Annotated in this window: 34 protein-coding genes, 1 tRNA gene and 1 pseudogene; 25 read left to right on the top strand and 11 right to left on the bottom strand. The window is 53.4% G+C overall.

The window, feature by feature from the left end; genetic code table 11:
• The first annotated feature begins 17 nt into the window (after positions 1-17).
• The 16 genes and pseudogenes from gpM (at position 18) to ACI0FJ_RS02985 (ending at position 9,053) form a co-directional block, all read left to right on the top strand.
• Positions 18-704 carry a phage terminase small subunit gene (gene gpM / locus ACI0FJ_RS02910; protein ID WP_424298735.1) on the top strand — a complete coding sequence of 229 codons (687 nt, stop codon included), beginning with the start codon at positions 18-20 and terminating at the stop codon, positions 702-704.
• Between the two features lie 83 nt (positions 705-787).
• Positions 788-1,264, top strand: a complete 477-nt coding sequence (locus tag ACI0FJ_RS02915) for a head completion/stabilization protein (RefSeq protein WP_424298738.1) — start codon at positions 788-790, stop codon at positions 1,262-1,264.
• A complete protein-coding gene (locus ACI0FJ_RS02920; protein ID WP_424298741.1) occupies positions 1,264-1,722 on the top strand; it encodes a phage tail protein in 459 nt (152 codons plus the stop codon). The genes ACI0FJ_RS02915 and ACI0FJ_RS02920 overlap by 1 nt, the downstream gene beginning before the upstream one ends.
• Positions 1,715-2,434 (top strand): phage virion morphogenesis protein, encoded by a 720-nt coding sequence (locus ACI0FJ_RS02925; RefSeq protein ID WP_424298744.1) that lies wholly within the window; start codon positions 1,715-1,717, stop codon positions 2,432-2,434. Before ACI0FJ_RS02920 ends, ACI0FJ_RS02925 begins: the two co-directional genes overlap by 8 nt.
• Positions 2,435-2,443: 9 nt before the next feature.
• Positions 2,444-3,553, top strand: a complete 1,110-nt coding sequence (locus ACI0FJ_RS02930) for a DUF2586 domain-containing protein (RefSeq protein ID WP_424298747.1) — start codon at positions 2,444-2,446, stop codon at positions 3,551-3,553.
• A 9-nt stretch (positions 3,554-3,562) separates the two neighbouring features.
• Positions 3,563-4,015, top strand: coding sequence for a phage protein (locus tag ACI0FJ_RS02935; RefSeq protein ID WP_424298750.1), 453 nt, complete (start codon positions 3,563-3,565; stop codon positions 4,013-4,015).
• Positions 4,015-4,218 carry a TraR/DksA family transcriptional regulator gene (locus ACI0FJ_RS02940; RefSeq protein ID WP_424298753.1) on the top strand — a complete coding sequence of 68 codons (204 nt, stop codon included), beginning with the start codon at positions 4,015-4,017 and terminating at the stop codon, positions 4,216-4,218. Before ACI0FJ_RS02935 ends, ACI0FJ_RS02940 begins: the two co-directional genes overlap by 1 nt.
• Complete coding sequence (locus tag ACI0FJ_RS02945) at positions 4,215-4,616, top strand: structural protein (protein WP_424298756.1); 402 nt, start codon at positions 4,215-4,217, stop codon at positions 4,614-4,616. Before ACI0FJ_RS02940 ends, ACI0FJ_RS02945 begins: the two co-directional genes overlap by 4 nt.
• 1 nt (position 4,617) lies before the next feature.
• Positions 4,618-5,103, top strand: a complete 486-nt coding sequence (locus ACI0FJ_RS02950; RefSeq protein ID WP_424298759.1) for a hypothetical protein — start codon at positions 4,618-4,620, stop codon at positions 5,101-5,103.
• On the top strand, positions 5,100-5,336 hold the full coding sequence (locus tag ACI0FJ_RS02955) for a hypothetical protein (RefSeq protein WP_424298761.1): 237 nt from the start codon (positions 5,100-5,102) through the stop codon (positions 5,334-5,336). Before ACI0FJ_RS02950 ends, ACI0FJ_RS02955 begins: the two co-directional genes overlap by 4 nt.
• A gap of 11 nt (positions 5,337-5,347) precedes the next feature.
• Positions 5,348-5,608, top strand: coding sequence for a putative phage tail assembly chaperone (locus ACI0FJ_RS02960; RefSeq protein WP_424298764.1), 261 nt, complete (start codon positions 5,348-5,350; stop codon positions 5,606-5,608).
• Positions 5,609-5,625: 17 nt separating this feature from the next.
• A complete protein-coding gene (locus tag ACI0FJ_RS02965; RefSeq protein WP_424298767.1) occupies positions 5,626-5,793 on the top strand; it encodes a DUF6890 family protein in 168 nt (55 codons plus the stop codon).
• A gap of 3 nt (positions 5,794-5,796) precedes the next feature.
• The gene (locus tag ACI0FJ_RS02970) at positions 5,797-7,968 is read left to right on the top strand and encodes a phage tail tape measure protein (protein WP_424298770.1); all 2,172 of its coding nucleotides are present in this window, start codon (positions 5,797-5,799) and stop codon (positions 7,966-7,968) included.
• Positions 7,968-8,066: pseudogene (locus tag ACI0FJ_RS02975) on the top strand (DUF2590 family protein); the annotation flags it as partial. The gene ACI0FJ_RS02970 and the pseudogene ACI0FJ_RS02975, both read left to right, overlap by 1 nt.
• A gap of 25 nt (positions 8,067-8,091) precedes the next feature.
• The gene (locus ACI0FJ_RS02980; protein WP_424306607.1) at positions 8,092-8,421 is read left to right on the top strand and encodes a hypothetical protein; all 330 of its coding nucleotides are present in this window, start codon (positions 8,092-8,094) and stop codon (positions 8,419-8,421) included.
• A complete protein-coding gene (locus ACI0FJ_RS02985) occupies positions 8,418-9,053 on the top strand; it encodes a DNA-binding protein (RefSeq protein WP_424298772.1) in 636 nt (211 codons plus the stop codon). Before ACI0FJ_RS02980 ends, ACI0FJ_RS02985 begins: the two co-directional genes overlap by 4 nt.
• Positions 9,054-9,055: 2 nt before the next feature.
• On the opposite strand, the gene ACI0FJ_RS02990 is transcribed toward ACI0FJ_RS02985, so the two are convergent.
• Positions 9,056-9,256: a hypothetical protein gene (locus ACI0FJ_RS02990; RefSeq protein WP_424298775.1), complete on the bottom strand. Its 201-nt coding sequence runs from the start codon at positions 9,254-9,256 to the stop codon at positions 9,056-9,058.
• Between the two features lie 62 nt (positions 9,257-9,318).
• On the opposite strand from ACI0FJ_RS02990, the gene ACI0FJ_RS02995 reads away from it, so the two are divergent.
• Positions 9,319-9,747 (top strand): hypothetical protein, encoded by a 429-nt coding sequence (locus ACI0FJ_RS02995; RefSeq protein WP_424298778.1) that lies wholly within the window; start codon positions 9,319-9,321, stop codon positions 9,745-9,747.
• Positions 9,723-10,847, top strand: a complete 1,125-nt coding sequence (locus ACI0FJ_RS03000) for a bacteriophage T4 gp5 trimerisation domain-containing protein (RefSeq protein WP_424298781.1) — start codon at positions 9,723-9,725, stop codon at positions 10,845-10,847. The genes ACI0FJ_RS02995 and ACI0FJ_RS03000 overlap by 25 nt, the downstream gene beginning before the upstream one ends.
• A 123-nt stretch (positions 10,848-10,970) precedes the next feature.
• On the opposite strand, the gene ACI0FJ_RS03005 is transcribed toward ACI0FJ_RS03000, so the two are convergent.
• From ACI0FJ_RS03005 to ACI0FJ_RS03025, 5 genes are all read right to left on the bottom strand, one after another.
• Positions 10,971-11,372 (bottom strand): type II toxin-antitoxin system HicB family antitoxin, encoded by a 402-nt coding sequence (locus ACI0FJ_RS03005; protein ID WP_424298784.1) that lies wholly within the window; start codon positions 11,370-11,372, stop codon positions 10,971-10,973.
• A gap of 42 nt (positions 11,373-11,414) precedes the next feature.
• Positions 11,415-11,603: a type II toxin-antitoxin system HicA family toxin gene (locus ACI0FJ_RS03010; RefSeq protein ID WP_424298787.1), complete on the bottom strand. Its 189-nt coding sequence runs from the start codon at positions 11,601-11,603 to the stop codon at positions 11,415-11,417.
• A 508-nt stretch (positions 11,604-12,111) separates the two neighbouring features.
• The gene (locus ACI0FJ_RS03015; protein WP_424298790.1) at positions 12,112-12,861 is read right to left on the bottom strand and encodes a tyrosine-type recombinase/integrase; all 750 of its coding nucleotides are present in this window, start codon (positions 12,859-12,861) and stop codon (positions 12,112-12,114) included.
• Positions 12,862-12,877: 16 nt separating this feature from the next.
• Positions 12,878-13,303, bottom strand: a complete 426-nt coding sequence (locus tag ACI0FJ_RS03020) for an Arm DNA-binding domain-containing protein (protein WP_424298793.1) — start codon at positions 13,301-13,303, stop codon at positions 12,878-12,880.
• A gap of 179 nt (positions 13,304-13,482) precedes the next feature.
• Positions 13,483-13,577, bottom strand: a tRNA-Ser gene (locus ACI0FJ_RS03025).
• Between the two features lie 292 nt (positions 13,578-13,869).
• On the opposite strand from ACI0FJ_RS03025, the gene lnt reads away from it, so the two are divergent.
• Positions 13,870-15,471: an apolipoprotein N-acyltransferase gene (gene lnt, locus ACI0FJ_RS03030; protein ID WP_424298796.1), complete on the top strand. Its 1,602-nt coding sequence runs from the start codon at positions 13,870-13,872 to the stop codon at positions 15,469-15,471.
• 209 nt (positions 15,472-15,680) lie between these two features.
• Here the strand turns inward: lnt and ACI0FJ_RS03035 are convergent, their stop codons facing one another.
• Both ACI0FJ_RS03035 and ACI0FJ_RS03040 read right to left on the bottom strand, forming a co-directional pair.
• Positions 15,681-16,127, bottom strand: coding sequence for a nucleoside deaminase (locus ACI0FJ_RS03035; protein WP_424298799.1), 447 nt, complete (start codon positions 16,125-16,127; stop codon positions 15,681-15,683).
• Positions 16,128-16,253: 126 nt separating this feature from the next.
• Positions 16,254-17,066, bottom strand: coding sequence for a phosphoribosylformylglycinamidine synthase subunit PurQ (locus tag ACI0FJ_RS03040; protein WP_424298802.1), 813 nt, complete (start codon positions 17,064-17,066; stop codon positions 16,254-16,256).
• A gap of 211 nt (positions 17,067-17,277) precedes the next feature.
• Here ACI0FJ_RS03040 and ACI0FJ_RS03045 point away from each other — a divergent pair, with 211 nt between their 5' ends.
• From ACI0FJ_RS03045 to lptB, 6 genes are read left to right on the top strand one after another with little or no spacing between them, the layout of a single operon-like run.
• A complete protein-coding gene (locus ACI0FJ_RS03045; RefSeq protein WP_424298805.1) occupies positions 17,278-18,933 on the top strand; it encodes a CTP synthase in 1,656 nt (551 codons plus the stop codon).
• Positions 18,934-18,939: 6 nt separating this feature from the next.
• Positions 18,940-19,758 carry a 3-deoxy-8-phosphooctulonate synthase gene (gene kdsA / locus ACI0FJ_RS03050; protein WP_424298808.1) on the top strand — a complete coding sequence of 273 codons (819 nt, stop codon included), beginning with the start codon at positions 18,940-18,942 and terminating at the stop codon, positions 19,756-19,758.
• The gene (locus ACI0FJ_RS03055; protein WP_424298811.1) at positions 19,748-20,311 is read left to right on the top strand and encodes a KdsC family phosphatase; all 564 of its coding nucleotides are present in this window, start codon (positions 19,748-19,750) and stop codon (positions 20,309-20,311) included. The genes kdsA and ACI0FJ_RS03055 overlap by 11 nt, the downstream gene beginning before the upstream one ends.
• A gap of 9 nt (positions 20,312-20,320) precedes the next feature.
• Positions 20,321-20,905 carry an LPS export ABC transporter periplasmic protein LptC gene (gene lptC, locus ACI0FJ_RS03060; RefSeq protein ID WP_424298814.1) on the top strand — a complete coding sequence of 195 codons (585 nt, stop codon included), beginning with the start codon at positions 20,321-20,323 and terminating at the stop codon, positions 20,903-20,905.
• Positions 20,905-21,438, top strand: coding sequence for an LptA/OstA family protein (locus ACI0FJ_RS03065; RefSeq protein ID WP_424298817.1), 534 nt, complete (start codon positions 20,905-20,907; stop codon positions 21,436-21,438). Before lptC ends, ACI0FJ_RS03065 begins: the two co-directional genes overlap by 1 nt.
• A 4-nt stretch (positions 21,439-21,442) precedes the next feature.
• Positions 21,443-22,165, top strand: a complete 723-nt coding sequence (lptB, locus tag ACI0FJ_RS03070) for an LPS export ABC transporter ATP-binding protein (protein WP_424306460.1) — start codon at positions 21,443-21,445, stop codon at positions 22,163-22,165.
• Positions 22,166-22,521: 356 nt separating this feature from the next.
• On the opposite strand, the gene ACI0FJ_RS03075 is transcribed toward lptB, so the two are convergent.
• The 3 genes from ACI0FJ_RS03075 to ACI0FJ_RS03085 all read right to left on the bottom strand — a co-directional run bounded on the left by ACI0FJ_RS03075 (position 22,522) and on the right by ACI0FJ_RS03085 (position 25,639).
• The gene (locus ACI0FJ_RS03075; protein WP_424298820.1) at positions 22,522-23,865 is read right to left on the bottom strand and encodes a peptidoglycan DD-metalloendopeptidase family protein; all 1,344 of its coding nucleotides are present in this window, start codon (positions 23,863-23,865) and stop codon (positions 22,522-22,524) included.
• A gap of 371 nt (positions 23,866-24,236) precedes the next feature.
• Positions 24,237-24,650: a hypothetical protein gene (locus ACI0FJ_RS03080; RefSeq protein WP_424298823.1), complete on the bottom strand. Its 414-nt coding sequence runs from the start codon at positions 24,648-24,650 to the stop codon at positions 24,237-24,239.
• Positions 24,651-24,760: 110 nt separating this feature from the next.
• Entirely contained in the window at positions 24,761-25,639 is an 879-nt protein-coding gene (locus ACI0FJ_RS03085; protein WP_424298826.1) for a DMT family transporter, read from the bottom strand.
• Positions 25,640-25,655: the final 16 nt, after the last annotated feature.

The following is a 25,655-nucleotide window of genomic DNA, read 5'->3' on the forward strand; positions in this document are numbered from 1 at the left end:
AACTCAAGGACGAAACAATGAGCTTGATGCTTCAACACCAGCGGACGGTACGGGAACAAAAACAGGCAGGGCAGGACGTTGCACCTTCCGCGCCTGCGTCCTCGGCAATCGGTCCCGCGCCTGCCGGACTGATAGGCACCCAACAGCTTGCCGCGCTGCTGGACAAGGCCCTGGCCGTGGATCTGGCCAAGTTGAAAGAGGTCCGTTCCCGTGAGGGCAAGGCGGATCTGAAAGACGGATTGTTGGAAAAGTACGCCGGGTATGTGACCAGGTTGCAGGACTCGGGACAGCGCCACGATTTGCTGGGCTGGTTCTTGGTGTGGCTGTTCGATACCGGAAAGCTGGGCCGGGCCGTAGCGCATGGCCTGTGGTGCGTAGCGCACGGCGTGACACTGCCGGACCGCTTTGCCAGGGATCTTCCCACCTTTGTTGCCGATGCCATTCTTGAATGGGCCGAAGCCGAGGTGGAGGCCGGACGGACACCCGAACCCTACTTTACACAAATTTTCGCACCTGCGGACGGCCTGTGCGGTACGCCATGGAATTTGCCCGACGAAGTGACGGCCAAATTCTACCGCCTGCGCGGTTTGTGGTTGCTTGAGGACGGCAAGCCCGAACTGGCCGCCGAAGCCTTGGAAGTGGCCCTAGACATGGGGGCCAAGGTGAAAACGGCCCTGGCCCAGGCCCGCAAAAAAGTGTCCTGATCTTCCTACCCCACCGTGACCTGCCGTCCGGAAGGCTGGATTTATCCACGACTCCCGGACGGCCAGGTCCATGAGGAACGCGCATGTCGTCATTTTCCGGCTTTCCCTCTGAATCCTCGCAAACCATCGTTAAAAACGACGGCTTCTGGCCCGATCTGGCTCTGGCGGATTTTCAAGCATTGTACCGCCTGCCCAGGGACTACACCGACGCTTTGCTGGCGGACCATGTGGGCTTGGCCATGCTGTGGGCCAACCGGCAGCTTGAGGCCTGGAAGGCTGAAAAAGTCGTGGCCGGCTACGCAACTTTGGCCGATGTGCCGGCGGCGCTGCAGGGCGGAAGCCTGGGCCAGGATACGGCCTCTTTGTTGTTCTACAGACGGGCCGTATTTTGTCACGCCAAAGCCTTGTTGCTCCCGCAATTCGCCACCATCAACCGGCGGGAGGCGGCCAAGAACGAGGCCAAGGAAAGCCCCGAATATCGTGAAAATTTCTTAGCTTCCGCAGAACAGGCCATAGCCGATTTGCTGGGCCATGGCCGCGTGGACGTGGAGCTTATCTAATGCGCAAGCTGCAGGCCCTTACCGCATACATCATGGAAGTTACCGACCTTCCGCGTGAGAACGTGCAGAGCTTTGCCGACAAGGGCGAATTGACGCCTACGGGCCGGGACCTGGGCCACGGCATAGAGCTTGGCGTGTTCAAGTATGACGCGGTGATCCAAATTGAAAACTACCCCGGCGACGGCCACGCCATGCTGGCGTTGCTGCTGGGCTGGCTGTGTGACCACGACCCGGACCGCGAGTTGAACGAGCTGGCGGAACCGGAGGTGGACGCGGATCTGAACGACGACAGAACCGTGGACCTGGAAATTGCCGTGGAGTTTGAAGAGCCGTTGTGCCTGGTCCCGGACGATGACGGCGAGATCCGTTTCAACGGTCGCCGCTGGCGTGTTGTTGGCGACGTTCCTGTGGACGTGGCCGAAAAACTGGAAAGCCTGGACGGTCGGGCCGATGGCTAAGACGTCGCTTGAATTTTCCGAAGACAAAAAGGCCGGACTGCGCTTGCGTGAGCAACTGCGTGTTTTCTCCTTCACGTCGAAAGAAAAGAAAATTTTCATCAACAAGATGGGCACCAGCGTCCGCAAGGATTCGCGCAGGCGGATCAAGGACCAGCGGACACTTGATGGGCAGTCCATGGAGCCGCGCAAGCAGCGCAAAAACCTTTGGAAAAAAACAAAGAAAAAGGGGCGCAACAGAAAAATGCTGCGCGGCTTGGCCCGTCTTATGAGCATAGACGCCAGCACTAATGGAACTGGCCGTGTTGGCTGGAAAAATTCGGTTACAGGCAAAATTGCCAGACTCCACCAGGACGGCGGTGTGGAACAGAGCGGACGTATTAAGGCGTCCCGAGAAGAAGACTATGTGTCCAGAAGCGACTGGTGCCCACGTTCCTTGGCCAAGGAACTAATAGCCCTGGGCTACAGGCATGGCGAACAGGACCGGCGTACCAAGAAAATAAAGTACAGGCGTGTGTCCGTGAAGTGGATCTGCGCGAACATGAAGCGGAGAAAGGCTTCCGCCGCCTTATACATGCTGCAAAACAGAGAGCCGCACATGCGTTGGGACATCAACGTACCTGCCCGTCCTTTCCTGGGAACCAGCAAGGCCAACACCGAAGAACTGACAACCGAAATTGCACGCCAGATGTTGCATGAATTGCACCTGGCATAAGGAGGCCTCATGGCAACACCTATCGTACAAGTAAACCGCCTGAACCAGATGCAAGGGGCGTTTGACGAGGTTGAAAGATATCTCTGCTTCATCGGCCTGGGCGGAACAAACAAAGGCACCCTGCAGACCGTGAACACTGATACGGACCTGGACGACGTGCTGGGCGCTGAAACCAGCCTTTTGAAAACCCAGGTGCAGGCCGCCAAGAGCAATGCCGGGCAGAACTGGAACGCCTGTGTCTTTGTGCTGGACGGCGTGCTGACCTGGTCCGAGGCCGTGGACTACGTGATGGAGCAGACCAGCGTGGAAGGCTTTGTCATAGTGGACCCCATAGCCGCCTCTACCGACCTGGAAGCCATGCAGACCAAGCAGGGTGATATAATGGCCCAATACATGCGGCCCACCTTGTTTATCGCTGCAGGTCGGCAACTGGCCCCGGCAACGGATACCTGGTCCGCTTATGTCGCGGAACTCTCCGCATTGACCGACGGCATCCGGGCCGACGCGGTTTCCATTGTTCCTTACATGTGGGGGCATGAATTGGGCACCTACGCTGGCCGCTTGTGCGACCGAAGCGTAACCGTTGCCGACAGCCCTATGCGCGTGGCCACCGGCACCCTGGCCGGGACCTGGTCGGACAAGCCTTTGGACAAGGATGGTCGTGCAATTGACCGCTCCATACTGAAAGCCTTGGAAAGCGTCCGTTTCAGCGTACCGTGGTGGTATCCCGACTATGAGGGCATGTACTGGACCGACGGCAACTTGCTGGACGTGTCCGGAGGGGACTACCAGGTTATTGAAAACCTGCGTGTGGTCCAGAAAGTCATGCGCCGTATTTATCCCCTGGCCGTGTCCCGTATTGCAGACCGGCGGCTGAACTCCACACCCACCAGTATTGCCGAAAACCAAACATATTTCATGCGCCCGCTGCGCGAAATGTCCAAGAGCGTGCAGATTTTGGGCAACACCTTTCCCGGCGAGGTCAAGCCGCCCCAGGACGGAGACATCGTTATTTCCTGGCCCAGCAAATACGCCGTGGAAATTTACTCGGTGATCCGCCCGTACAACTGCCCCAAGTCTATAACCTGCAACCTTATGTTGGACCTGGCCAACGCATAGGAGCCAAGAATGCAACGCCTTTCTGGACGAAATATCGACGTGACCATTGGCGACATGCGCGTGCGCGTTTCCAAGGCCACACTGGACATAACCGACAACTCCGCCGTTGCCTCCGATGGTGGCGTGCCCAACGGCTATGTGGACGGCGACGTTTCCGCCTCCGGGGAATTGGAACTGGATACCGCCAATTTTAATTTGATCAAAGAAGCGGCCAAGGCGGCGGGATCCTACCGAGGCCTGGAACCATTCGACATGCTTTTCTACGGCAAGACCGCCGACGAGGAAGAAGAAAAGGTGGAGGCCTTCGGCTGCAAGCTGAAGCTTTCCAGCGTGTTGGATGTGGACCGCAAGGGCGGTGAAAAGCTGGTCCGCAAGGTTACGTTTGACGTGACCAGCCCGGACTTTGTGCGCATTGGCGGTGTTCCGTACCTGCGCAAGGATGAAACCGAGGGCCTGCTGTAGTGGACCAGTTCGACCGGGCGCAGGAGTTTGAAGCACGGTACCGGGACGGGGCTATTGCCTGCGTCCTGGCCGCCGTGCCGACCGGCCCCGGTACAACCCATTGCATCGAATGCGGCGAACCTATCCCCGAAGCCAGACGCCAGGCTGTACCCGGCTGCACGCTGTGTGTGACCTGCCAGGCGCAGATGGAGGAAACCCCGTGAATATTCCCAGAGGCATACGCAACAACAATCCCGGCAATATCCGCCACGGCGAAAACTGGAATGGTTTAGCCCTGGAACAGCTCGACCCGGATTTCTGCACCTTTGTTGCCCCTGTTTACGGCATCCGGGCCATGGGCCGGATTCTGCTGAACTACCAGCGCCGCCACCACCTGAATACCGTGCGGGAGATCGTCAACCGCTGGGCACCGCCCGTGGAGAACAACACCGAGGCATACGCGGCACATGTGGCCCGTGCCCTGGGCGTGGATCCGGACGAGCCTGTGGACGTGGCCGCGCTGCTGGAAACCTTTCTGGAAGTGATCATCATGCACGAGAACGGCCAAAACCCCTACGATGCCAGCGTGCTGGCCCAGGGCGCGGACATGGCGAGGGCATAGCATGAGCTTTTTCAGTACCATCACCGACTTTTTCGGGGGCGACGTGGTCGAAACCATAGCCGACACCGTGAAAAGCTATTTTCCCCCGTCCATGAGCGAAGCGGAAAAGGCCGAGCTTTCGGCACGCATTACCGAAGCCGAGCACAAGCGCGAACGGGAACTTATGGCCATGACCATGAAGGCAGACCATGAAGTGACCGAACGTGCCGCGCAACTGGAAGGCACGGCCAAGGACCTGGCCGCATTGCCTGTAGTGGGCCGTTTGATTCTGTTCTTGCGTGGTTGCCAGCGCCCGGTCTGGGGCTTTGCGACCATGGCCATGGACTGGCTGTGGTTCACGGAATGGAAGCTGGACGAACAGCAACAGACGGCCCTTATTGTCATCAACGTATTGGTTTTGGGCTTCCTCTTTGGTGAACGCACCGTGAAGAACCTGCAGCCCTTGCTGGTGCAGATCTTCGGGGGACGCATGAAGGGGGCTAAATGACCTTTCCCGAAGCCCTGGAATTTTTCGCACGCTACGTGTGGCCATTCCTGCTGGCATGGAACGTCTACCTGTTCCGGCAGGTCTACCAGTGCAAGCGCGACATGTACGAATACAAGCTGTACGTGGCCACCAATTTTACCAGCAAGCGGGATCTGGAAAAAATGTTCAGCGACTTTGAAGCCCGCATCGACAAGCGGCTTGATCAATTTTCCCAAACAATCAGTACCAGATAGGAGCTGTACCTATGGAAAAGACCATTACCCTCAAGGTGAACGGCGAACCCTTCTCCTTCAATATGACCTCCGAAGCCTACAACGCCTTTCTTGACGAAACCGAGCCGGGCAAAAAAGTGGGCCCGTCCCACAACCTGCTTATGCGCACCGTGGCCCCGGAAAACAAGGACGCGCTGCGCGAACTGCTGACACAACCGGCAGCGGCCATACTGCTTATGCAGAGCTTGACGGAACATTATGTGCCCGACCTCAATATAGAAGTGGGGGAGTAGAACGCCTGGCGCAAGCTATGCGGGACAACGCCCTGGCCCAAATTGAAGCGTTGTCCCGAAAATGGTTTTCGGACAGGCAGCCTACCCGGCAAAGCAGAGCGCAAGCTCTGTTTCTGGAAACGGACTATTGGGAAAAAATGGAAACGGCTGTGTGCAATGCCCTTGTACGCGCCTTTGGCGGATAGCCCATGCAATTGAATGAACTGTTTTTTAAGCTTTCTCTGCTGGACAACGTGACCGGCGCGGCTGGGAAGATCCAGAAGAAGCTGGACGGCCTGGCCGGAACCGCCCGTAAGTCGTTCCGGCAGATCGGCTATGGCGCTGCAGGGATGTGGGGCGCGGGCAAGGGCATGATGTCCCTTGTTGACCCCGCACGCCAGATGCAACGCGCCCTGGGCGAAGTGGGCAGCCTGGGCGTAGCTGGCAAGAGCTTGGACCAGCTGAACCGGCAAGCCCTGGCATTTTCCATCCAATACGGTGGCACGGCTGCGGACGTTGCGGCATCGGCTTACGACATTCAATCGTCCATCAGCGGCTTGGATGGATCCGAACTGGCCAGTTTCACCAATGCGTCCAACGTGCTGGCCAAGGCCACCAAGGCCGACGCGGGCACTATTACCGATTACACCGGCACTATGTACGGCATTTTCAAGAGCCAGGCCGACAAGATGGGCAAGGCCAAGTGGGTGGAACAACTGGCTGGCAAGACCGCAACAGCCGTGCAGATGTTCAAGACCACGGGCATGGAAATGTCGTCGGCGTTCACGTCTATTGGAGCCAACGCAACATCGGCGGGGATTGCCGCTTCCGAACAGATGGCCGTTCTGGGGACGCTGCAGTCCACCATGTCCGGCAGCGAGGCCGGAACCAAGTACAAGGCGTTTCTTTCTGGTGTGGGCCAGGCGCAAAGCAAGCTGGGCCTGCGTTTTACCGACTCCCAAGGCAAGATGCTGGGCATAATGGACATTCTGGGCAAGCTGAAAAAGAAGTTTGGGGATACCCTGGACGTAAACGAAAGCGACACCCTGAAAAAGGCTTTTGGATCCGACGAAGCCGTGTCCATGGTCAAGCTGCTTATGGCCGATACCACCGGATTGGGCGAAAGCATCAACAAACTTGGCCAAGTCACCGGCATGGACAAGGCCCGAAAAATGGCCCGGTCCATGGTGGACCCCTTTGACCGCCTGGCGGCAGGGGGGAGGGCTTTAAGCATTGTTATGGGCCAGGCGCTTTTACCGGTCATCAATCCCATTGTTGACGGCTTTGCCAATTTGTCTGCCCGTATGGTTGGCTGGTCTGAAAAATTCCCCAATATTACCAAATGGATTGGCTACGGAGCTACGGCCATTCTTGGATTTACCGCCGTGCTTGGGCTGGCGTCCGTTGCTTCCGGCGTTATGCGCGTGGCCACGTTCGGTCTGTCTACCGTGTTTTCCCCGCTTACCGGCGTACTTGGCTTGGTTCGCAAGGCCTGGACCGCATACACGGGCTGTCAGTGGCTTGCCAACGCCGCCTTGTGGGGCTTTCCCGGCACTTGGCTTGTAGGCGCCTTGGTGGGCGTTGTGGCCGCAGTGGGCGCGGTTATCTACTGGTGGGATGATCTGAAAGCCGCCTTCCTGGATACGTCCTGGGGCAAGGCCATTGCCGGGGCGTTTGGGACTGTGGCCAACTGGTTTGCCACGCTCTACAGCCTGGCAGGCAAAGCCTTGGGCGGCATAGGGACCATATGGACCCGAATTACCAGCGTATTCACAGATTTTTCATGGAGCAAGGCCATAGGTGTTGCCTTTGACGGCATCTTTTTCTGGTTCAAGCTGCTGGGCGGCTTGCCCCTGCGTATGATTGGGCTGGTGTTCGACGGCTGGCAAAAGCTGTTTGGGATCCTAGCGGATACATCCTGGGGCCAGGCAATCATCGGCACGGCAAGCGGCGTTTGGACTTTCATTACCGACCTGTTCGGCGGCATAGGGGCCATGTGGAACAGCGTAACCGGGGCGTTTACGGATACCTCCTGGCTTACCTCCTGGGGTGAAGGCCTTATGGGCGTTATTGGCGGTGTGCTGGACTGGTTCCGCTCCCTGGGCGGTGTGGTGGATTGGGTACTGGATAAGCTGGATTGGTTGCCGGGTGTGGATCTGAAAGCCACGGCCACGGCTTCCACTCCGCCGCCTGTCACCTCGGAAATGCTGGACGCCCCGCGCCGTACCAGAATTCCGACCGGCGGTGTAACGCAACAGATTTCCAAGGCCGTGACCCAAAACCAAAGCGCCACGCATAGCATCGGCAAAGTGGTCATCAACACCGAGGGCAAGCAGGATGGGCAGTCTATCCGGCAAGAGCTGCTTATGGCGGGGGCGTGATGGCAGATCCGAAGTATGTAGACTTGCTGGTTACTGGCGACGACCTGACCCTGGACGCTGGCGGCAACCCTGTCCTGGTGACGGATCGGGACTGCATCGCCCAGGACCTGCCGGCACGCCACCTTGCGCCAATTGGATACAGCATTGGGCGGCCAGGTGGCCGTGGTGGAGGACTACGCGGCCCAGGGCGTGACGCCGGAAGCCGAGTTGCAAGCCGTGATGCAGCGGAAAACCGAACAGGTAGCCCGTGTGCAAGCTGCATGGGATGAACTGGCGGCGTTGCTGCAGGGCAAAGCCGGACAGGCCAGGTACTGCCAGGGATCGGGCGCGGCCATTCATTCGCAACTGACCAAAGCCAATGTGCCCGGCCCGGAGAACGTGCTTTCCGCCCTGGTTGGCTGGATAGGGGAACCGGAGCGGGTAAAAGTATTGCGGGAGGTGTTCGGGGTATGACCGACTTTCTACGCCTCGACGACTACAATGTGCCGGGCTACGGCCTGACTGTGACCGGAGATCTTGAGATCCGTACCGAGGACTTGAGCGGCGAAACAAGCGGGACGGCCCGTGTGGACAAGGGGCTGAAACCCAAGCGGCTGAACGTTTCCCTGTGTATCCGGTTCAAGGACCAAAACGCCCTGCGTGACCTGGTGCGCGTGGTCGAAGCCAGGGGCCGCAACGGGGAAGGCAAGGTCTACACCATTGCCAACCGTGAAGCCAACGTGGCCGGGATCCGGCAGGTACGTTTTACAGATAAGTTCGATTGGAAGCCGATTAGCGGCATCAAGGCTTGGTCCGTGTCGTTCACGCTGCGGGAATATTTGAGCGTGCCAGAACGCGTGGAACAGCGGGAAACCAAGCCGGAAGCCGTGGCTCAGACCAGCAACGGCAAGACCGTGACTGCTGAAACCGAAAACACAAAAAACGCCACTAAAAGCAAGGGCGCAACCGAGCCGACCGGGCAAAGTGGCCAGACTGGCCAGTCGGACGCCACGACCGATGAAACCGCGCAGACCGCCCAACCGGCCCAGGAGCCGTTGACCTCGGTGGAAAAAATTTTGTCCTGGTTGGATAGGGCGCTGGCATGAAGCTACGCAAGACCCTTACCGTGGCAGGCGTGGACGTTCCCCTTGTTGAAGAGGACGTGCGCCTGGATATTTCCACGGCTGGCCGGGCCATGTTCCGCGTGCAGTCTGCCGAAGCGTTGTCCGGCCTGGTGCAGTTCCGGCTGGGCTATTCGATCCAGGATCGGGACCAGATGTTTTTTACCGGCTATGTTGAGGCAAGCCATACCGTGGACGGATCCACGCAACGGATATTTTGTCGGGAGTTAGCCGCCGCGCTGGCCCTGCAATGCCCGTTGAGCCTGCGACATCCCACATTGCGCCAAGTCCTGGCCCGTACAATGAAAAGACCGGGCTGTTTTTTGTGGTTCCGGAACAGAAATATGCCACGCGGCGTGTGCCGTGCTTTCAGACCTTGGGCAACGGCTATCACGGCTTGGACTCCCTGGGCGCGGTGTTCGGCATCGAGAACTATATCTGGCAGCAACAAGCGGACGGGGCCGTGTTTGTAGGTTCCTGGAATGATAGCCGCTGGGCCTCCCGGCCCGTGGAGATTGCGGAGAAGCTTTTTACCCGTGTGGACGCCAACGGGGCAAAGGTGTTGCCCGCTGTTCCGACGTTGCGTCCGGGCGTGCGGCTGAACGAACAATATTTAACCTCCCTGCGTCTGGCGGGGCATGAAATGGTGGTGCAATGCGGAAAGTCATTAAGGACATAGTGCTGCGCGTTTTCCCGGAATTGACCGCCGGATTGCACCTGGACCGCTATGCCCGAGTGTTGGCCGTGACAGACGCGCCTGAAGATGGGGGAAGCTGCGAACGCTTCCGGCCCCGGTATGCAGTGGACGTGGAGATCCTTACGCCGGAAGGCGTGCGGGATGAAAAATTTCCCATATATGAAGCCGTGCCGCTTCCCGTACCCATGGGCGCGGGAATGGAGGCCGGGCTCTACGGCTTTCCGGAGCCGGGAACGCTGGTGATTATTGGTTTTGCCTACGGGCGGCCAGACCATCCGGTGATCCGCCAAGTGTATCCGCTGGGGCTTTCCCTGCCCAAATTGGCCCACCGGGAACAACGCTGGCAGCAAAATGCCGATGTGTTCCAGGGAGTGGACCCGGACGGCAACTGGACGCGCACAACCAGCATGGCCATAGCCGATGAAAGCCGCGTGCATGTGCGCCGGGCCGTTCAGGCCGTGGACGAGCTGGCGCGGGAGATCCGGACCATTGCCGAGAACAGTACCGAGGAAGTGGGCGGGGTAAAGGTCCTCGAGGCCCTGGGCGCTCTACGCTTGCGGTCGGGCGGGGATATGCACCTGGCCAGCGTGGACAGCCTGAACCAAACCACGGCGCGGGACCTGCGCCTGGTGGCCGGTGGCAACCGTCGGGAGGCGACCGGAGGCGACCAGGAAGCCAAGGTGGGCGGCAACCGGGATTTGTCCGTGACGGGATGCGAGACGGACACCATAGGCGGGGATCTGACTATCACCACGGGCGGCGACCAGGCCGAAGACACGTCCGGCAATCGGGCGGAAACCGTGGGCGGAAACAGTATCGAGCAAGTTACCGGCAACAAGAATGTGACGGCCGACAGCATAGGAATTTCATTTATCGGGACCATGAGCTGCAACGGCCCCGGCGGGACCAGCTTGTTCCAGATCCTACTGGACTTCATGGACGCCACGCGCCAGGCGCTTTACACCCTGGCCGACCACACCCATCCGGCAGTGGGCCAGATACCCAGCCAGCACGCCTCCGTGGAAACCGATGCCGACGAAATAACCGACCTGCGCCAAGTGTTGGATAGGATTAGCGAGTAAGGGGAAATTTAGCTAACCGTTTTCATCCGGCATTCAGACTTTAACGGCCCTGGTTCCTGTTTAGGATCCAGGGCCGTTTCTTTCAGGCGTTCACAACGATAAGCACGGATAAGAAAAAGTCGTCTACAGTTCCTTTCTTGCGGCCTGTTTGGCGGCAGAAACCATAAATGCGGTGCGATCCACACCTTGGGCAGCGGCAGCACTGTCAATTAAGGCAAGGTCAAGCTCAGATACCCGCAAGCTGATAGGACGTCGTTTCACCTCTTGGGGGACCGATACAAGTATAACGGCGTGGAATCCAACGTCATTTTTATGGGCATTGTAAACTTCCTCAAAAGACCGGGCAACAGGGATAGGTTCCCCGTCTTCTCGCATTCCTTCCAGGTGAAATTGCAGGGCGTCCTTTGCAAGGGAATCCAGTTCAGCCAGGGAATCGGCGGCAGTGATGCAGCCAGGAAGATCGGGCCAAGAGACGCCGTAGGCGCTATTTTCGTCTTTATGTATTACAGCAAAATATGCAGGCATTTTTTTGCTCCTTGTGTTTACGGGGGGGAGGCCCCGGAGGGCCTACCTTAGTTTTATCCCGGCTTGTTTTTCTATGCTCTTCAAAGTTCCTATCGGGAGGTCTTTTTTGGGATGGGGGACCGTTACTCGACCGGGCTTTTCTGGGTGCTTGAATTGTTTATGGTCCCCCCTGGTTCCGACCTCGTACCAACCATCCTTCTTGAGTTCTTTTATGACTTCCCTGCTGTTCATGTATACAATGTATATACACTAGATAGGCTGGGTCAAGAAAAATATACGATGTATATACAAAAAATGAGAGTTTGTTGCTCTGCTTTTTCAGGTGCTAGGCCTTCGCCCAGACTGGATCCAGGGCCTGTCTAGATCCTCTAGATCTGCAAATAAGAATAGCTCGGAACTGGAAGAACCGGGACTCCTCCGCTCCCACCTTCGGGCCTTTTCGGTCCATTTTTTTGCCAAATTTGATGTGTGCCTGAGATAGGTAGAATAGAGGTGTGGTGGGGCTTCTCGCGAGTTGCTCCTCGTTGCACAAGTTTGCAACCTCTTGCCCGGCAGTGCAATACGCAGGAGAAGGCGTAGGTACATTGCCGTCATAAAAAGCTTGTTAATCCAAAGCTTGAAGTTTTTTCCTTATATACAGTTCTTAAATAAACAGCCACAAACGATGCCCCCAAAACGAGGGACACCGTGCTATAGCTGGGCTGAAAGTCTTTTCTCTTTTGCAATGTTAGGCATAAGCTCAGCCTTCGCGTAGCTGGTCCAAATAATTCGCCCAAGCCTGCATCATCTTACGGCGTGCCTCAAGATGGGTGGCGTGGTCATATGCTGCGCGAACCTTATTTTTTTCTTTATGGGCCAGTTGTAAGTCCACCACTTTTTCAGGCCAGCCTTGTTCCAGCAAAAGGGTTGTCGCCATTCCTCGGAATCCATGGGCGCACATTTGATCTTTTTCAAAGCCCATGCGCCGTATGGCCGCTGTTATTGTGTTTTCGCTCATAGGGCGGCTAGGGCTGCGTGCCCCTGGGAATATGTACGGACGGCCTTTTGTCAGTGGATAAATCTCTTTAAAGATGTCTATTGCCTGCCGACTCAAGGGGATAATATGCGGGCGACGTTTCTTCATCTTCTCGGGCGGTATGCGCCATTCTGCCGCGTCAATATCTATCTCCGCCCATTCCGCCTTGCGTATTTCTCCTGGCCGAAGAAAAACCAAGGGGGAAAGCTTGAGAGCCGCGCGTACAACGGGCGTGCCTTGGTAATCGTCAATAGCCCTTAGTAGTGCTCCAACGTCTTTGGGGATGATAAGGGCCGCAAAATGCTTCCCCGTTTGGCTGGCCGGGGGAAGGGCACCGGTTACATCCGCCGCCGGGTCCCGGTCTGCTTTGCCCAGAACAATTGCATAACGGAAAACCTGGGAACATATACCACGTGTACGTCGTGCAACCTCCACCGCTCCACGGGCGTGGATGCGTTGGACAATGGTAAGCATGTTTTGGGCATTCAGGTCAGATATGGGCACGTCGCCTATGTAAGGCGAATACGTTTGCTTCCAGACGGTCAATAACCGTCTTGGCATGTGATGGACTCCATCCCGTGGAAAATTTGCTGTACCACTCCCTTGCTATGCTCTCAAAAGTGTCTTGTCCGGCGTGGACTAAAACAAGTTGTTTCTTTGCTTCGCCCGGGTCCACACCACGGGCTAAGAGTTCTCTTGCCTTTCGGTGCATCTCTCGTGCATCTTTCAAGGAGAGGTCGGGGTACTGCCCATATGTCAAAATATTTTCTTTTTTTGTCGTGGGGCGTCGATAGCGGTAAATGAAAGATTTGACCCCAGAAGGAAGGACTTGCAAGCTCAGAGCTTCACCATCTGGGAGCTTGTATTTCTTTTTTTGGGGTTTGGCCGCTTCGATTTGTTTTATGGTAAGTGCCACGGTGGTTCCTCCGGGACTGTGGGTAACGAACTAGCGAATGGTCCCATTACCCACAGGATTACCCACACAAGTATCTAGATGTCAACGTATCGCGCTGGACGCTAGTAGACACATAAAACTAAAAAACCCTTGATTTACAAGGGCTTTAAGACTTTTTTGGACTGCTCTGGATGGTTAGATGGCGGAGAGGGTGGGATTCGAACCCACGTGCCGCTGTTAGGCGACAACCCGATTTCGAGTCGGGCCCGTTACGACCGGACTTCGGTACCTCTCCGCGTAAAGAGGAGAGACGTTGATACTCGTGCACAGACTGTTCGTCAAGCAATAATGGCTGGAATAGTTCAAGACAAATGTTCAATGCATTCCTGTGCCCACGATGTTGGCTAGTTGCCTTGCAATCGGACGGGTCTGTCAAAAAAAAATATATAAAAAAAGATAGTTAGGGTTGGAATATTTGTTGAATACTCGTGGCGTAGATTGGAATAGCGGATTGAATTACAGTGCGATAAGTCGTTTGGGATAATTTTAGTGCTGCAGCCAGCAAAATTAGTTTTTAGGAACCTTCAATGAAATTTGTCTTTCGTCTTGCTTGGATATTGCTGCCTGTAAGCGCTTTGACGCTTGGCTTAAAATCGCCTTTTGAATCAGTGCAGTGGGTGTCTCTCTTTATATACGTTCCTTTTGCTCTGGCCTTGAAAAGAGCTGGGGCATGGACCGGTTTGCTCGCTGGGCTCCTTTACGGAGGGCTAGCCTGGGCGTCTGGTTTATGGTGGTTGCTCACCAGCATGGATACGCTGATGGGGATGGACGCATGGCAGCGTATTCCAATGGCCACTACTCTTTGGTTGTATCAAAGTCTGCCTTTTGCTGTGCTTGGTCTGGTTTGCGGATGGATGAACCGGAGGGGACGGTCGGCGGGGCCTTTGTTTTGCGCCAGCCTGCTGACTCTCCTTGTGTATCTTCGTCCTGTTTTTTGTCCGGTATCCAGTGTGGTTTCTGTGGCACTATGGACTCCCTTTATTCAAATAGCCGACTTGGGCGGCGAGTATCTGGTTTTTTTCCTACTGTTGTTGATCAACTGGCTATTCGCTGATCTCGTTACAAGTTGGGGACGTGAATGGAAAAAAGTTGGATACCAGTCCGTGTGTGCTGTTGTTTTGATTGGAGGGATGCTGGTGTACGGATATTGGCGAATCCCACAATACGATGAACATGGAGTTTTATCCGCCTCCAGGACGATGTCCATTGCCTCTCTACAGCCTAATGTGCCTGTCGGATGGGGGAACGAGGGAGCACCAATCGAAGAGTTTGCATCAGATGAAGAACTGTGCCTTCGAACGTTGAACGCAAATGAGGATATTGTTCACGGTGCAGATTTGCTGGTTTTTCCAGAACTCCCCAAGTTCAATTGTCTTGAAAGCGAGTTCAGAGCAAGTGGGCTTCAAGTGATGCTGGGGCGTTTGGGAATTTCGACAATGATTCCCAGCGATGAGTTCATATATGCAACAGAGACATCCAGCCCCATGGTTTTAGGGGAAATGCGTTCGATCACCATCAAATCAATTCGCACAAAGTATAACTCTTTGTTTTTTCATCCTTATGGTGAAAACTGTACCCTTGCCTATCGAAAGCTGAAGCTTGTACCTTTTTCCGAAGCCACGCCATTACGGGATACTTTTCCTTGGTTGAAAAAAGTCATTGGCAGAAAGCTGGAAGTCTCGAAAGGAGAGGGCGTGAAGCTTATTCATAGCCATGGTCTCAACATTCAACCGCTTATTTGTTTTGAATCCGGGTTTGCCAATCTTGTCCGTAAAGGAGTCGACCAGGGAGCTGATCTATTTGTTGAGGTCTCCAACGACGGGTGGTTTGGTTCTCGCGATGCGGAAATGAAACATCTGGGCATGGGTATCTTTAGAGCTGTGGAAACACGACGTCCATTGGTTCGTTGCAGTAATTCCGGTGCGGGAGCCCATGTCTGGGCCAGCGGCGAGATCGTTCCAGGAACATTGACCCCACATGGGAGGGCAAGCCTTACTCGTGCCAAATTGTACTGCCCCGAAGTGACAACACTATATGCCAAGCTTGGGGATGGCTGGCTTTGGGGGGCAGGACTGATTGTTGTTTGGGGGCTGGGGAGTTCCTTTTTCCGGGAGAGAAAAAAGGATTAACATGGACTTTTGCAAAGAGTGATGCCGCTTTTGTGGGCGATATTTTATAAAATGGAAAGAGTCTTTTTCTTCAATAGAATGTTCATACCAGATCGGATATTATTCGAAGTTCAAGTTTGCATCGGGAACCAAGGACGAATTTTATAAGAATTCTTGCGTGCGAGACGTCGGGTATTAAGTTTTTTCTCATAGGGGGAACGTGAGCACGTTTATCTCGTTTTATCTTCGCGACGGGAGCGGAAGAACTTGGATATAACATTGCTGCATTCTTCGGCGGATATGCCGGAAATGGTCCAAAATCTGTGATTGATGAAGTCTATTTTGGGGCCTTCGAGCCGGGAAAATATTGCTCCAGCCTTGGGATCTGAAGTGCCGATGACAATTCCGGCCACCCGGGCATGGATAATTGCACCAAGGCACATAAGGCATGGCTCCAAGGTAACAGCGAGTATAGAGCCGGGAAGGCGGTAATTGCCTTCTTTTTGTGCCGCTTTACGCAGGCATAGAATTTCAGCATGCGCAGTGGGGTCATTGGAGGTTATCGGTGCATTGGCCGCACTTGCCAGTAGAACTCCGCTGGCGTCGTAAAGAGCTGCCCCCACTGGAACTTCCCCAGCGCAAGCTGCACTGTGAGCTTGTTCCAGTGCTGGCTGCATAAAATCTTCCCAAGTGGAAAGCATACCGGGAGGGGATGAAGGAGCTTCTGGAAAAGGACGGGCCATATTTTGGACTCAAAGAAGCACCAAGGAAGTCGTCTGCTTCCCTGGTGCTTCTTTTTTTTGCTATTTTTGCTCGCGCAGAAAGTCGATTCCGCTCTTAATAAGGGATGTCCCCAGTTCACCTTTTTCGCCACGAGTCCAGCCGGGATGGTTGGTTGGGTGGTTGTATGCTTCCGGGTGAGGCATCATCCCAAGAATACGTCCAGACGGATCTGTCAGTGCAGCAATGCCGAGGGGCGATCCATTGGGGTTCCAAGGGTATTCCATTGTCGGTTCGCCGGTTTCCGGGTGCATGTATTGTAGTGCCACCAGGTTGTCCGCAATAACCTTATCCATGGTCTCCTGATCCTTAAAAACAACCTTGCCTTCTCCATGGCGTACCGGAATGTAAAGGGTATCCAGGTTGCGGGTGAAGACGCAGGGGGACTTGGGGTTGATTTTAAGCCAGCACCAACGGTCCTCGTATCTGGCCGAATCGTTATGGGAGAGGGAGGCCTGGCGCTCAAAATATGCACCGCCTTGGGCGGGCAGCAAACCAAGCTTTACCAAAAGCTGAAAACCGTTGCAGATGCCCAGCATAATGCCGCCCTTGTCCTTGAAGGCTTTGAGCTGGTCGAGCAAAGGGACACCATTGGCGTCTGTTCCGTGCCGCCAGCGCAGGGCTGCAGCCTGTGCCGCTCCCAGGTCGTCTCCATCGAGGAAGCCGCCGGGGAAAATTATAAAATTATAGTCATCACAACGGACGCGTCCTGCCGTGATGTCAAAAAAATAAGCGATATCGGTTTCGCTGGAGCCTGCCTGGTCGGCGGCATAGGCGGATTCGTGCTCGCAATTTGTACCGTGGCCGGTGATGACCAATGTCTTTACTTTCGCCACAGGGCGTCCTCCGTTTCTTGACAAGTTCACACAGGCAGACTAGCCTGCATTTCCGCGTTCGCGAACATAGAAAGACCTCCGTCCGGCGTCAATATCCGGGCGGTTTTTTTGTTGGAAAAAACTTTTCTAACAATCATGCTTAGGGTAAGTACTTGAAAGTTGCAAACATTGAGCCTGTATCAGTGGCTGATGAAAAAATAAGGAAATTCAGGTGAAGCAGTACAATAAGAAAACAAAATTCATTTTCGTTACCGGCGGTGTCCTTTCTTCGCTGGGCAAAGGGTTGGCCGCTGCCTCCATCGCTGCTCTGCTCAAGGCCCGCGGACTCAAGTGCACGATTCAGAAGCTGGATCCTTACATTAACGTGGATCCCGGCACAATGAATCCTTTTCAGCATGGTGAGGTTTACGTAACCGAAGACGGAGCCGAGACGGATCTGGATTTGGGCCATTACGAACGCTTCATCGACGAACACCTGAGCCAGAGGAACAACTACACCTCTGGTTCGATATACAACCGGGTTATCCAGAAAGAACGGCGTGGTGATTACCTTGGTGGCACGGTGCAGGTTATTCCGCACGTCACTGATGAAATTAAAAACGCTATCCTTACTCTTTGTGATGACGAAGACGTCGCCTTTATAGAAATCGGCGGTACGGTCGGCGACATCGAAGGGTTGCCTTTTCTGGAAGCCATCCGTCAGTTGCGCCTGGACCTGGGGCGGGAAAACGTTCTTTACATTCACCTGACTTTGGTTCCTTACCTGGGAACGGCAGGTGAACTGAAAACCAAACCCACCCAGCATAGCGTAAAGGAACTGCGGGCCATCGGAATTCAGCCGGACATTATTCTCTGTCGTTCGCAGATCAGTTTGAACGACGAGATTAAAGCCAAGATTGCTTTGTTCTGCGATGTGGACCGGGACGCCGTGTTTACCTCCATCGACGTAGACAATATCTATAAAGTTCCCATGACCTTTTACCATGAGGGCGTGGACCAGAAAATTGCCATTCTGTTGAAGCTTCCCGCCAAAAATGCCGAGCTTGGTCAGTGGGAAAAACTCATTCACGATCTGGAAAATCCAACGGGTGAAGTTTCCATCGGCATTGTTGGCAAGTATGTGGATCTTAAGGAAGCTTACAAAAGCCTGCACGAAGCCTTGGTACACGGTGGCGGAGCCAACGGAGTCTCCGTCAACTTGGTTTACGTAAACTCTGAAGAGATCAACTCGAAAAATGTCGCGAGCAAGCTCAAGGGCCTGGATGGTATTTTGGTGCCTGGCGGGTTCGGTCATCGGGGCGTCCCCGGCAAGGTTGAAGCCATTCGCTATGCTCGCGAGAAAAAGGTTCCCTTTTTCGGTATTTGTCTGGGCATGCAGTGCGCTGTTGTTGAAGGCGCCCGCAATGTTTTGGGCTTGGCGGAAGCCGATTCGGAAGAATTTAATCCCAAGACACCGGATCCGGTCATTTATCTCATAACCGAGTGGTTTGACTTCCGCAGCCAGTGCGTTCAGTACCGGGACAAGGATTCGGACAAGGGCGGTACCATGCGGCTGGGAGGATATCCCTGCCATGTGGTTGAGGATACCAAGGCCTTTACTGCTTACGGTGAAACCGAAATTTCCGAGCGCCACCGGCATCGTTACGAGTTCAACAAAAAATACAAAGCCGCACTTGAAGAGAAAGGCTATGTATTTAGTGGCTTGTCTCCTGATGGTGAACTGGTCGAAATCGTGGAGTTCAAAGATCATCCGTGGTTTCTTGGCTGTCAGTTCCATCCTGAATTTAAATCCCGTCCCATGCGTCCACATCCGTTGTTCCGTGATTTCATTGGTGCAGCTAAGGCGCATTCCAAAGGAAAAAAATAGGCCGTTATGCCTGAAACTGTACAGAATCTTTACGAAAAAAGCTGCCGTGGCCCGTTTGTTATTGCCGGGCCATGTGCTTTGGAAAGCAGGGATATAGCCTTGCAAGTGGCGGAACACTTGGCCGAGATGTCTGAACGTCTCGGCCTATGTGCCGTTTTCAAGAGTTCCTTCGACAAAGCGAATCGTACGTCCATTACCAGCTACCGGGGCCCTGGAATGGACACCGGGCTTGAGTGGCTGGCCGAGGTCAAACAGCGGACCGGACTTCCAATTATTACCGATATCCATTTGCCTGCACAGGCCGCGCCCGTTGCTGAAGTCGCTGATATTCTGCAGATTCCAGCCTTTCTGTGTCGTCAGACTGACCTTTTAAGCGCAGCAGCTGCCACTGGCCGTATTGTCAGCGTCAAAAAAGGGCAGTTTGTCGCTCCTTGGGATATGCGCAATGTGGTTGGCAAGCTCAAGGAGTCCGGCTGTGAAACCGTTTGGCTGACGGAACGGGGAGCGAGCTTTGGGTATAACAACCTTGTTGTGGATATGCGCTCGCTTCCGATACTGAAGGAATTTGGGCATCCTGTTGTTTTTGATGCCACACATTCGGTGCAGTTGCCGGGAGGGCAGGGCACGTGTTCCGGCGGACAGCGTGAGTATGTTCCTGTTCTTGCGCGTGCGGCTGTGGCTGCAGGTGCATCCGGAGTTTTTCTGGAAACACATCCCGACCCTGATCTTGCATTGTGCGATGGTCCTAATTCGTGGCCGTTGAATCAGCTTGAGCCTTTGCTGCGCGATCTGATGGCGTTTTGGAGCATCTCCTGTGAATGTTAAAGCCCGTGCAGAATCCATCAGGCTTCTTGTTTTGGACGTGGACGGAGTGCTTACTGATGGGGGGCTTTACTATATGCCCGATGGAAGCACTGCCAAACGATTCAATGTTCAAGATGGGCTTGGCATCAAAGTGGCTCAGGCTGCAGGGCTGGAACTGGCTGTCATAACAGGGCTGGATAATGAATGTGTTGCCCGTCGTGTAGCCGAACTCGGTATCAGGGAATACCATCCCGGGCATCGTGTAAAAGGGCCTGTACTCAACGACATCTGTTCTCGTCTCGGAATTTCTTTGGAGCAGGTTGCCTACGTAGGCGACGACTGGGTGGATGCTGGCCCCATGCAGTTGGTCGGTCTGCCCATGGCTGTTGTCAATGCTCAGCCTGAAATTTTGGACATGGCCTCCTGGGTCAGCCGGGCTCGTGGCGGGGATGGGGCGGTAAGGGAAGCCATACGCTTTTTGCTGCAGTGTCAGGATAAGCTGGACTCCCAGTGGGGGGAATGGCTGGAAGCCACCGAGCCGCGGCACGATCCTGTTGGGCAAGTTGGACAGTAGGGGCTGTACGTGGGGAAAAAATTCGCGATCTTTCTCATCGTTTGCGCTGTGGGCGCAGGTGTCGGCATGTGGGGCTGGAGTGTCCTTAAAAAGCAGATTCAGCCTGTAGCTGAAATCATAGACCAGCTTCCTACCGATGTGCATGTCGATGTCTCTGCAAAAGGAGTTACTCTCTCTCAGGGCGAGGACGGAAAACAACTTTGGACCCTGACAGCCAAAAGCGCAGGGTACGACCAGGAAAACGGTTCCGCCACTTTGGTTGACCCCATTATTGAATATAATGCCGATGAACAGCCATTGCGAATTACCGCTCCCAACGGCACTGTCAGTCAGGCACAGAACACCATGACTTTGGACTCCGGGGTCATTGCGCATTACGGCGATGTGAAGATCACCGGTCAACGCTTGGACTACAATGGGAAAATTCATCAGATCGTCATTTCCGGTGATGCGCATGTGCGTAGGGAAGGGGTGACCATCAAGGCTCCCAAATTCGTTTTCAACCTCAATACCGGGGAAATTCTTGCTCTGGACGGAGTACGTCTGGATGCTGAAAACGGTCTTAATGCTGACACCGGAGAGGAAAAAAAATAATGAATCGTTTTTTGTTGGGAATCTGCATCCTATGCGCTTTTTGTCTTTTCTTGGCTGCTGCTGCGCAGGCCAAGGATACCAGTGCTTCCGGCCAAGTGCCTACCAAAATCACATCTGAAAAGCTCAGTTACAGCCAGCAAGGTGAAAAGGTTGTGTTCACAGGGGATGTCCATGTGAAGCGGCCGGATTTTGAACTTTGGTCGGATACGCTCACTGCGCATCTCAAGGTGGAGGACAAAAGCGGTTCATCTTTGGCTAATTCCGGCAATACGGAAATAGAGAAGATAGTGGCTACGGGACATGTCCGCATTTTGCGTGAAGGCAGGACCGGAAAATGTGAAAAAGCCACTTACGACATGAAAAACGGTGTTGTGCAGCTTGAGGGCAACCCTGTGCTCTCGGAAGGCAAGAACTCCATCACAGGCAACATCATTCGTCTGTACACCGAGACGAACCGCAGCGAAGTTATCGGTGGTAAGAAAAAAAGAGTTGAAGCAGTATTTTTTACCTCCGACGAAAAACAGCCAAAGTAAGCATATGTCCCAACTTACAGCCGAAAATCTTGTAAAACGTTATGGTCGCCGCGACGTGGTGCGTGATGTCTCTTTGAGTCTCACCCGGGGAGAGGTCGTGGGAATACTCGGCCCCAACGGAGCGGGCAAAACCACTACTTTCTATATGCTCGTGGGTGTTATAAAACCCAATGGCGGGCGAGTCCTGCTTGACGGGCAAGACATCAGCAGCTGGCCTCTGCATGAGCGTGCACGCAGTGGAATGAGCTACCTGCCACAGGAAAGTTCGGTATTCACCAAGCTTTCAGTTCGTCAAAACTTAGAGATTATTTTGCAACATACCGGCCTTTCCAGAGCGGAGCAGAAGCGCAAGGCTGACGGGCTGCTGGACGAACTCGGTATTCGCAAGCTTGAAAAGCAGAAGGCAATGCACCTTTCCGGCGGTGAACGACGTCGCTTGGAAATAGCCAGAGCGCTTATTCGTGACCCCAAATTTATTCTGCTAGACGAGCCTTTTGCAGGTATTGACCCGTTGGCAGTGGACGACATCCAGATTATTGTCGCAGGACTCAAGGACAAAGGCATTGGCGTGCTTATCTCGGACCACAATGTCCGTGAAACATTGGCCATTTGTGACCGGGCTTACCTTGTGTACGAGGGGGGGATTATTCTGGATGGGATCCCAGATGAAATAGTCTCAAACCCAAAAGCTAAAAGGCTTTATCTTGGTGAGCAGTTTTGCTTATAGCCTGAAATTGGGGCAGGGTTCCGGCTATTTTTTTTGAAGAAATGAAGGAACGGGGTGTTTTGTCAGGATGGGTGTAAATCGTATTTCATGGGCCGCTTACTGCGGCCCTTTTTTATTTTGTGGAATTTTGATCAACTCCAACGATACTTCTTTTTCTAGATTTTTGCGTGCCTTTTCGGGCATCGCTATCTGAATTTAACGATCGTAGGCTGAAGTCACATCCGAGGATACCTTTTTGGATGTCACTAAGTTGGGAACGTTACATCAGTTTTAAAGCCGTATGCTTCAGGTAAAAAGCTTAGGAACGATAACATGACTTTTTCTAGGGCATGTTATCGTTCAATTCTGGAAAAGAATTATAAGGATTTATTACCCTGTTCAGGCTCCGCAGAAGCTTCAGCAGTTTGTGTTGGGCTATCGTGGTGCAATTCAGCGACAAGCTGCTGCATACGTGCCATGAATTCAGGCATGCGCTCTTTGGAAATGGACCGTGCAGAAGGGGTGCTGACTTTCATTGGGTTCACGTACTGGCCATGCTTTTTCATACGAAAATCCAAGTGAGGGCCAGTGGCTGTGCCTGACATACCGACAAAGCCGATGACTTGTCCCTGCCTTACCCTGTCGCCGACTTTGAGACCTTTGGCATAGCGGCTCAAATGCAGGTAGTAGGTTTCATACATACCGCCATGGCGAAGTTTTATCATTCGTCCAGCTGCGCCTTTCCAACCAACATGAGTGACGGTTCCGTCGCCCACTGCCCATACAGGGGTGCCCGTTGCAGCTGCGTAGTCGATAGCAGGGTGTTTTCTATATACATGATGGACCGGATGAAGCCGGTGCATTGAGTAGTTTGAGGATATACGGCGAAAGTTGAGGGGAGCCTTGAGAAAGGCTTTGCGTAAAGACTTGCCGTTTTCATCGTAATGAAAGGAGCGTCCCTCGGCATCTTCAAACAAAAAGCCTCTATGCACTTTGTCCTGGTTTACGAACTCAGCCGCTTTGATCTGTCCATAGCCAGCGAATTTTCCATCGCGATAGCGTTTTTCCACCAGAACGCGGAAGCTGTCTCTTTTTCTGATGTCTCGAATGAAATCGATATCCCAGGCGAACATGTCAGCCAGTCGGTATGCAAGTGCGTCTTCTTCGCCTGCTTCAGATACTGCGGCGAACAAACTGCTTTGGATGACGCCATCGACAACTGTGGGCTTGAGATCATAGGAAATAGGGACACAGGAAGAGGAAAACGCATCACCACTCTTGGTTACTACGAGCTGATCATCCTGATTGATTTCATAAGTGAATTTTTCAAAATTACCGTTTTTCCTGATAATCGAATAAGGATGCCCGACGGCAATTTTGCGCAAAGAAAAGACGTTGTCACATGCGGCAACCATGGAAAGAATTTCTTGCGGTTGCAAGATGCCACCAAGCAGACGACTAATTGTGTCGCCGTTTTGAATTGTGTTTTTTGTAGTGGTATATTCTATTTGAGGTGTTGGAGGCGAGGGCTCTTCCTGGCTATGTTCCGTCTGTACGGCAATCGATTCCGAGAGTTGGGGCAAGTCTACCGACGGTTTGGACTTGATGAAGAAATAGCCGAAAAGCAATACGAGAGTAAAAAAAACAAAAAAAATGGCCGGAGTAAAAAGACGTCTGCTTCCAGCCTTGCTATCGTTGTGAGTGTAGCGATTTGTTTTCATAGGCGTCATTGTATTTTTTGTAATATCTTTAGAAAATGACGGTCGCAGTGAGGCGTCCCTATATTTATTTTTTTTTAATTTCCATAAAACCAACAGTATGTCTAGTTTTTTTTCGTTGTAGTAGAAACTTTAATGCGGCGCTGAATAATGCCTTCAGCATAGGTGCATTATAGCGATATTGCTATGTCATATTTCTAAAAAATGATATAAAAGATGCACAGATAAAAGTACAAGTCGTACTAAAGTATGCGTCCTTAACGTGCTTAAATTATTGATATATATCTCTTCTCTGCGAGTAGGCCCGTTTAGTCTACGTGGGATGCCCTCCTGATTGGAGAGCCACTGCAATTTTGAAAAGGTTGAGTAAAGGTTTACGAGCCAGCTTGATTCCTTGAAGAAATCCCCGCAGTTTGGGGAACAGAGTCTAGAACTTCCAGCTCAGCATGGTCATGCCCTTCCTCTACAAGAAGAGTGTTGGCAATTGAAGATGGGTAAACCACAATCGGCTGGCTGGATGTGTACATCCCGTTATCTTCTGCCACAAGGGAGACTTGCCAGTGTTGCGCTTGCACACCGAAGGGATTCCATTCCTGTTGCTTGCCGGGATACACAAAAAATTGAGCCAGCGGACGGGTTGTCTCTTCGCTGCGGATTGTACAGACGACCAGTTTGTTGGTCTTATTGACAATTGTAAGGGCAAGGGCATTTGTCTTCGGCGAGACAATACTCAAGAAAACCAAAATCGCCAGGGCGATTATCGGCTTCCGCACCACGGAATTTGGCATTAATTAAGGCTCCTTTTTCTTTGGCCTCATTAAAATAGGCGTAGAAAGAAAGCTCTGCAATAGTTTTCTTTTGGGAAAAAATTGGGATGCATTCACATGGCGTGTCTGCGTTACGCGTTGCTTTGGCTGAGACAGACTCCTGCCAATACGATGCCTGATGCTGCATATTGGGAAAAGGTAAGTGTTTCACCAAGCAATAACCAGCCAAAAAAAATAGCCACGACAGGAATCAGATTGACGAAAATGGAGGCTTGGCTGGCAGGAAGGCACGAGTTACCGTAGTTATAAAGACCGTATCCTCCGATGGTAACGACTGCTCCAAGATACAGGACGGCCCAAATTGCTTCCCAGGCTAGAGTATGCGGGAAATGTACCTGGGGAAGCAGCAGAAGTGGAAGAAAAAAGAGGGAACCGATTACAGCCTGGGCAGTTATAATGAACAATGCGTTATAGCGCCTGCTTAAAAATTTCATGATGACCATGTACCCGGAAGCACAGACCATGGCCAAAAATTCTAACGTGTTGCCGAATAAGGGGTGGGGCGCGTGTTTATCCGCCAAGGCGGCCAGAGACAACCACACTACGCCTGAGACACAAAGAACGAACCCGGCAATGGTTCTTTTTCCTACTCTCTCCTGAAGAAAAATCCAGGCACCAACAGTGACCATCAGCGGGAGCATTGCGGTAACCATCCCGGCTTGTGAAGCCGAAGTGTTCTGTAGGGCGTAGGCTTCAAAAACAAAGTATAAACATGGCTCTAACAAGGCCATGATCAGAAACCATTTCCAGTCTCCGGCTTTATATTCCACATGGCGAAATCGTTTGGAAAAAAGCAACAACAAACAGGCGGCTATAACCATGCGTCCACAGACGACGATGAATGGATGAAGTATATTAACCGCTACCTTCATAAAAACAAAGGAGCTGCCCCAAAGCAAAACGGCACCTAAGAGAGCCAGTGTTGCCACCAGTCGAGTGGAGTACACCATCAGTTTTCCTCAGAAA

It is taken from the genome of Desulfovibrio sp. 7SRBS1, from assembly GCF_049723905.1.
Taxonomy (GTDB): Bacteria; Desulfobacterota; Desulfovibrionia; order Desulfovibrionales; family Desulfovibrionaceae.

What these genes read in the sequence shown, in the direction of transcription:
- gpM (WP_424298735.1), top strand. Translation starts at nt 18, where the DNA reads ATGAGCTTGATGCTTCAACACCAGCGGACGGTACGGGAACAAAAACAG.
- ACI0FJ_RS02915 (WP_424298738.1), top strand. Translation starts at nt 788, where the DNA reads ATGTCGTCATTTTCCGGCTTTCCCTCTGAATCCTCGCAAACCATCGTT.
- ACI0FJ_RS02920 (WP_424298741.1), top strand. Translation starts at nt 1,264, where the DNA reads ATGCGCAAGCTGCAGGCCCTTACCGCATACATCATGGAAGTTACCGAC.
- ACI0FJ_RS02925 (WP_424298744.1), top strand. Translation starts at nt 1,715, where the DNA reads ATGGCTAAGACGTCGCTTGAATTTTCCGAAGACAAAAAGGCCGGACTG.
- ACI0FJ_RS02930 (WP_424298747.1), top strand. Translation starts at nt 2,444, where the DNA reads ATGGCAACACCTATCGTACAAGTAAACCGCCTGAACCAGATGCAAGGG.
- ACI0FJ_RS02935 (WP_424298750.1), top strand. Translation starts at nt 3,563, where the DNA reads ATGCAACGCCTTTCTGGACGAAATATCGACGTGACCATTGGCGACATG.
- ACI0FJ_RS02950 (WP_424298759.1), top strand. Translation starts at nt 4,618, where the DNA reads ATGAGCTTTTTCAGTACCATCACCGACTTTTTCGGGGGCGACGTGGTC.
- ACI0FJ_RS02955 (WP_424298761.1), top strand. Translation starts at nt 5,100, where the DNA reads ATGACCTTTCCCGAAGCCCTGGAATTTTTCGCACGCTACGTGTGGCCA.
- ACI0FJ_RS02960 (WP_424298764.1), top strand. Translation starts at nt 5,348, where the DNA reads ATGGAAAAGACCATTACCCTCAAGGTGAACGGCGAACCCTTCTCCTTC.
- ACI0FJ_RS02965 (WP_424298767.1), top strand. Translation starts at nt 5,626, where the DNA reads ATGCGGGACAACGCCCTGGCCCAAATTGAAGCGTTGTCCCGAAAATGG.
- ACI0FJ_RS02970 (WP_424298770.1), top strand. Translation starts at nt 5,797, where the DNA reads ATGCAATTGAATGAACTGTTTTTTAAGCTTTCTCTGCTGGACAACGTG.
- ACI0FJ_RS02985 (WP_424298772.1), top strand. Translation starts at nt 8,418, where the DNA reads ATGACCGACTTTCTACGCCTCGACGACTACAATGTGCCGGGCTACGGC.
- ACI0FJ_RS02990 (WP_424298775.1), bottom strand. Translation starts at nt 9,256, where the DNA reads ATGGCTTGCCTCAACATAGCCGGTAAAAAACATCTGGTCCCGATCCTG.
- ACI0FJ_RS02995 (WP_424298778.1), top strand. Translation starts at nt 9,319, where the DNA reads ATGCCCGTTGAGCCTGCGACATCCCACATTGCGCCAAGTCCTGGCCCG.
- ACI0FJ_RS03000 (WP_424298781.1), top strand. Translation starts at nt 9,723, where the DNA reads ATGCGGAAAGTCATTAAGGACATAGTGCTGCGCGTTTTCCCGGAATTG.
- ACI0FJ_RS03005 (WP_424298784.1), bottom strand. Translation starts at nt 11,372, where the DNA reads ATGCCTGCATATTTTGCTGTAATACATAAAGACGAAAATAGCGCCTAC.
- ACI0FJ_RS03010 (WP_424298787.1), bottom strand. Translation starts at nt 11,603, where the DNA reads ATGAACAGCAGGGAAGTCATAAAAGAACTCAAGAAGGATGGTTGGTAC.
- ACI0FJ_RS03015 (WP_424298790.1), bottom strand. Translation starts at nt 12,861, where the DNA reads ATGCTTACCATTGTCCAACGCATCCACGCCCGTGGAGCGGTGGAGGTT.
- lnt (WP_424298796.1), top strand. Translation starts at nt 13,870, where the DNA reads ATGAAATTTGTCTTTCGTCTTGCTTGGATATTGCTGCCTGTAAGCGCT.
- ACI0FJ_RS03035 (WP_424298799.1), bottom strand. Translation starts at nt 16,127, where the DNA reads ATGCAGCCAGCACTGGAACAAGCTCACAGTGCAGCTTGCGCTGGGGAA.
- kdsA (WP_424298808.1), top strand. Translation starts at nt 18,940, where the DNA reads ATGCCTGAAACTGTACAGAATCTTTACGAAAAAAGCTGCCGTGGCCCG.
- ACI0FJ_RS03065 (WP_424298817.1), top strand. Translation starts at nt 20,905, where the DNA reads ATGAATCGTTTTTTGTTGGGAATCTGCATCCTATGCGCTTTTTGTCTT.
- lptB (WP_424306460.1), top strand. Translation starts at nt 21,443, where the DNA reads ATGTCCCAACTTACAGCCGAAAATCTTGTAAAACGTTATGGTCGCCGC.
- ACI0FJ_RS03075 (WP_424298820.1), bottom strand. Translation starts at nt 23,865, where the DNA reads ATGAAAACAAATCGCTACACTCACAACGATAGCAAGGCTGGAAGCAGA.
- ACI0FJ_RS03080 (WP_424298823.1), bottom strand. Translation starts at nt 24,650, where the DNA reads ATGCCAAATTCCGTGGTGCGGAAGCCGATAATCGCCCTGGCGATTTTG.
- ACI0FJ_RS03085 (WP_424298826.1), bottom strand. Translation starts at nt 25,639, where the DNA reads ATGGTGTACTCCACTCGACTGGTGGCAACACTGGCTCTCTTAGGTGCC.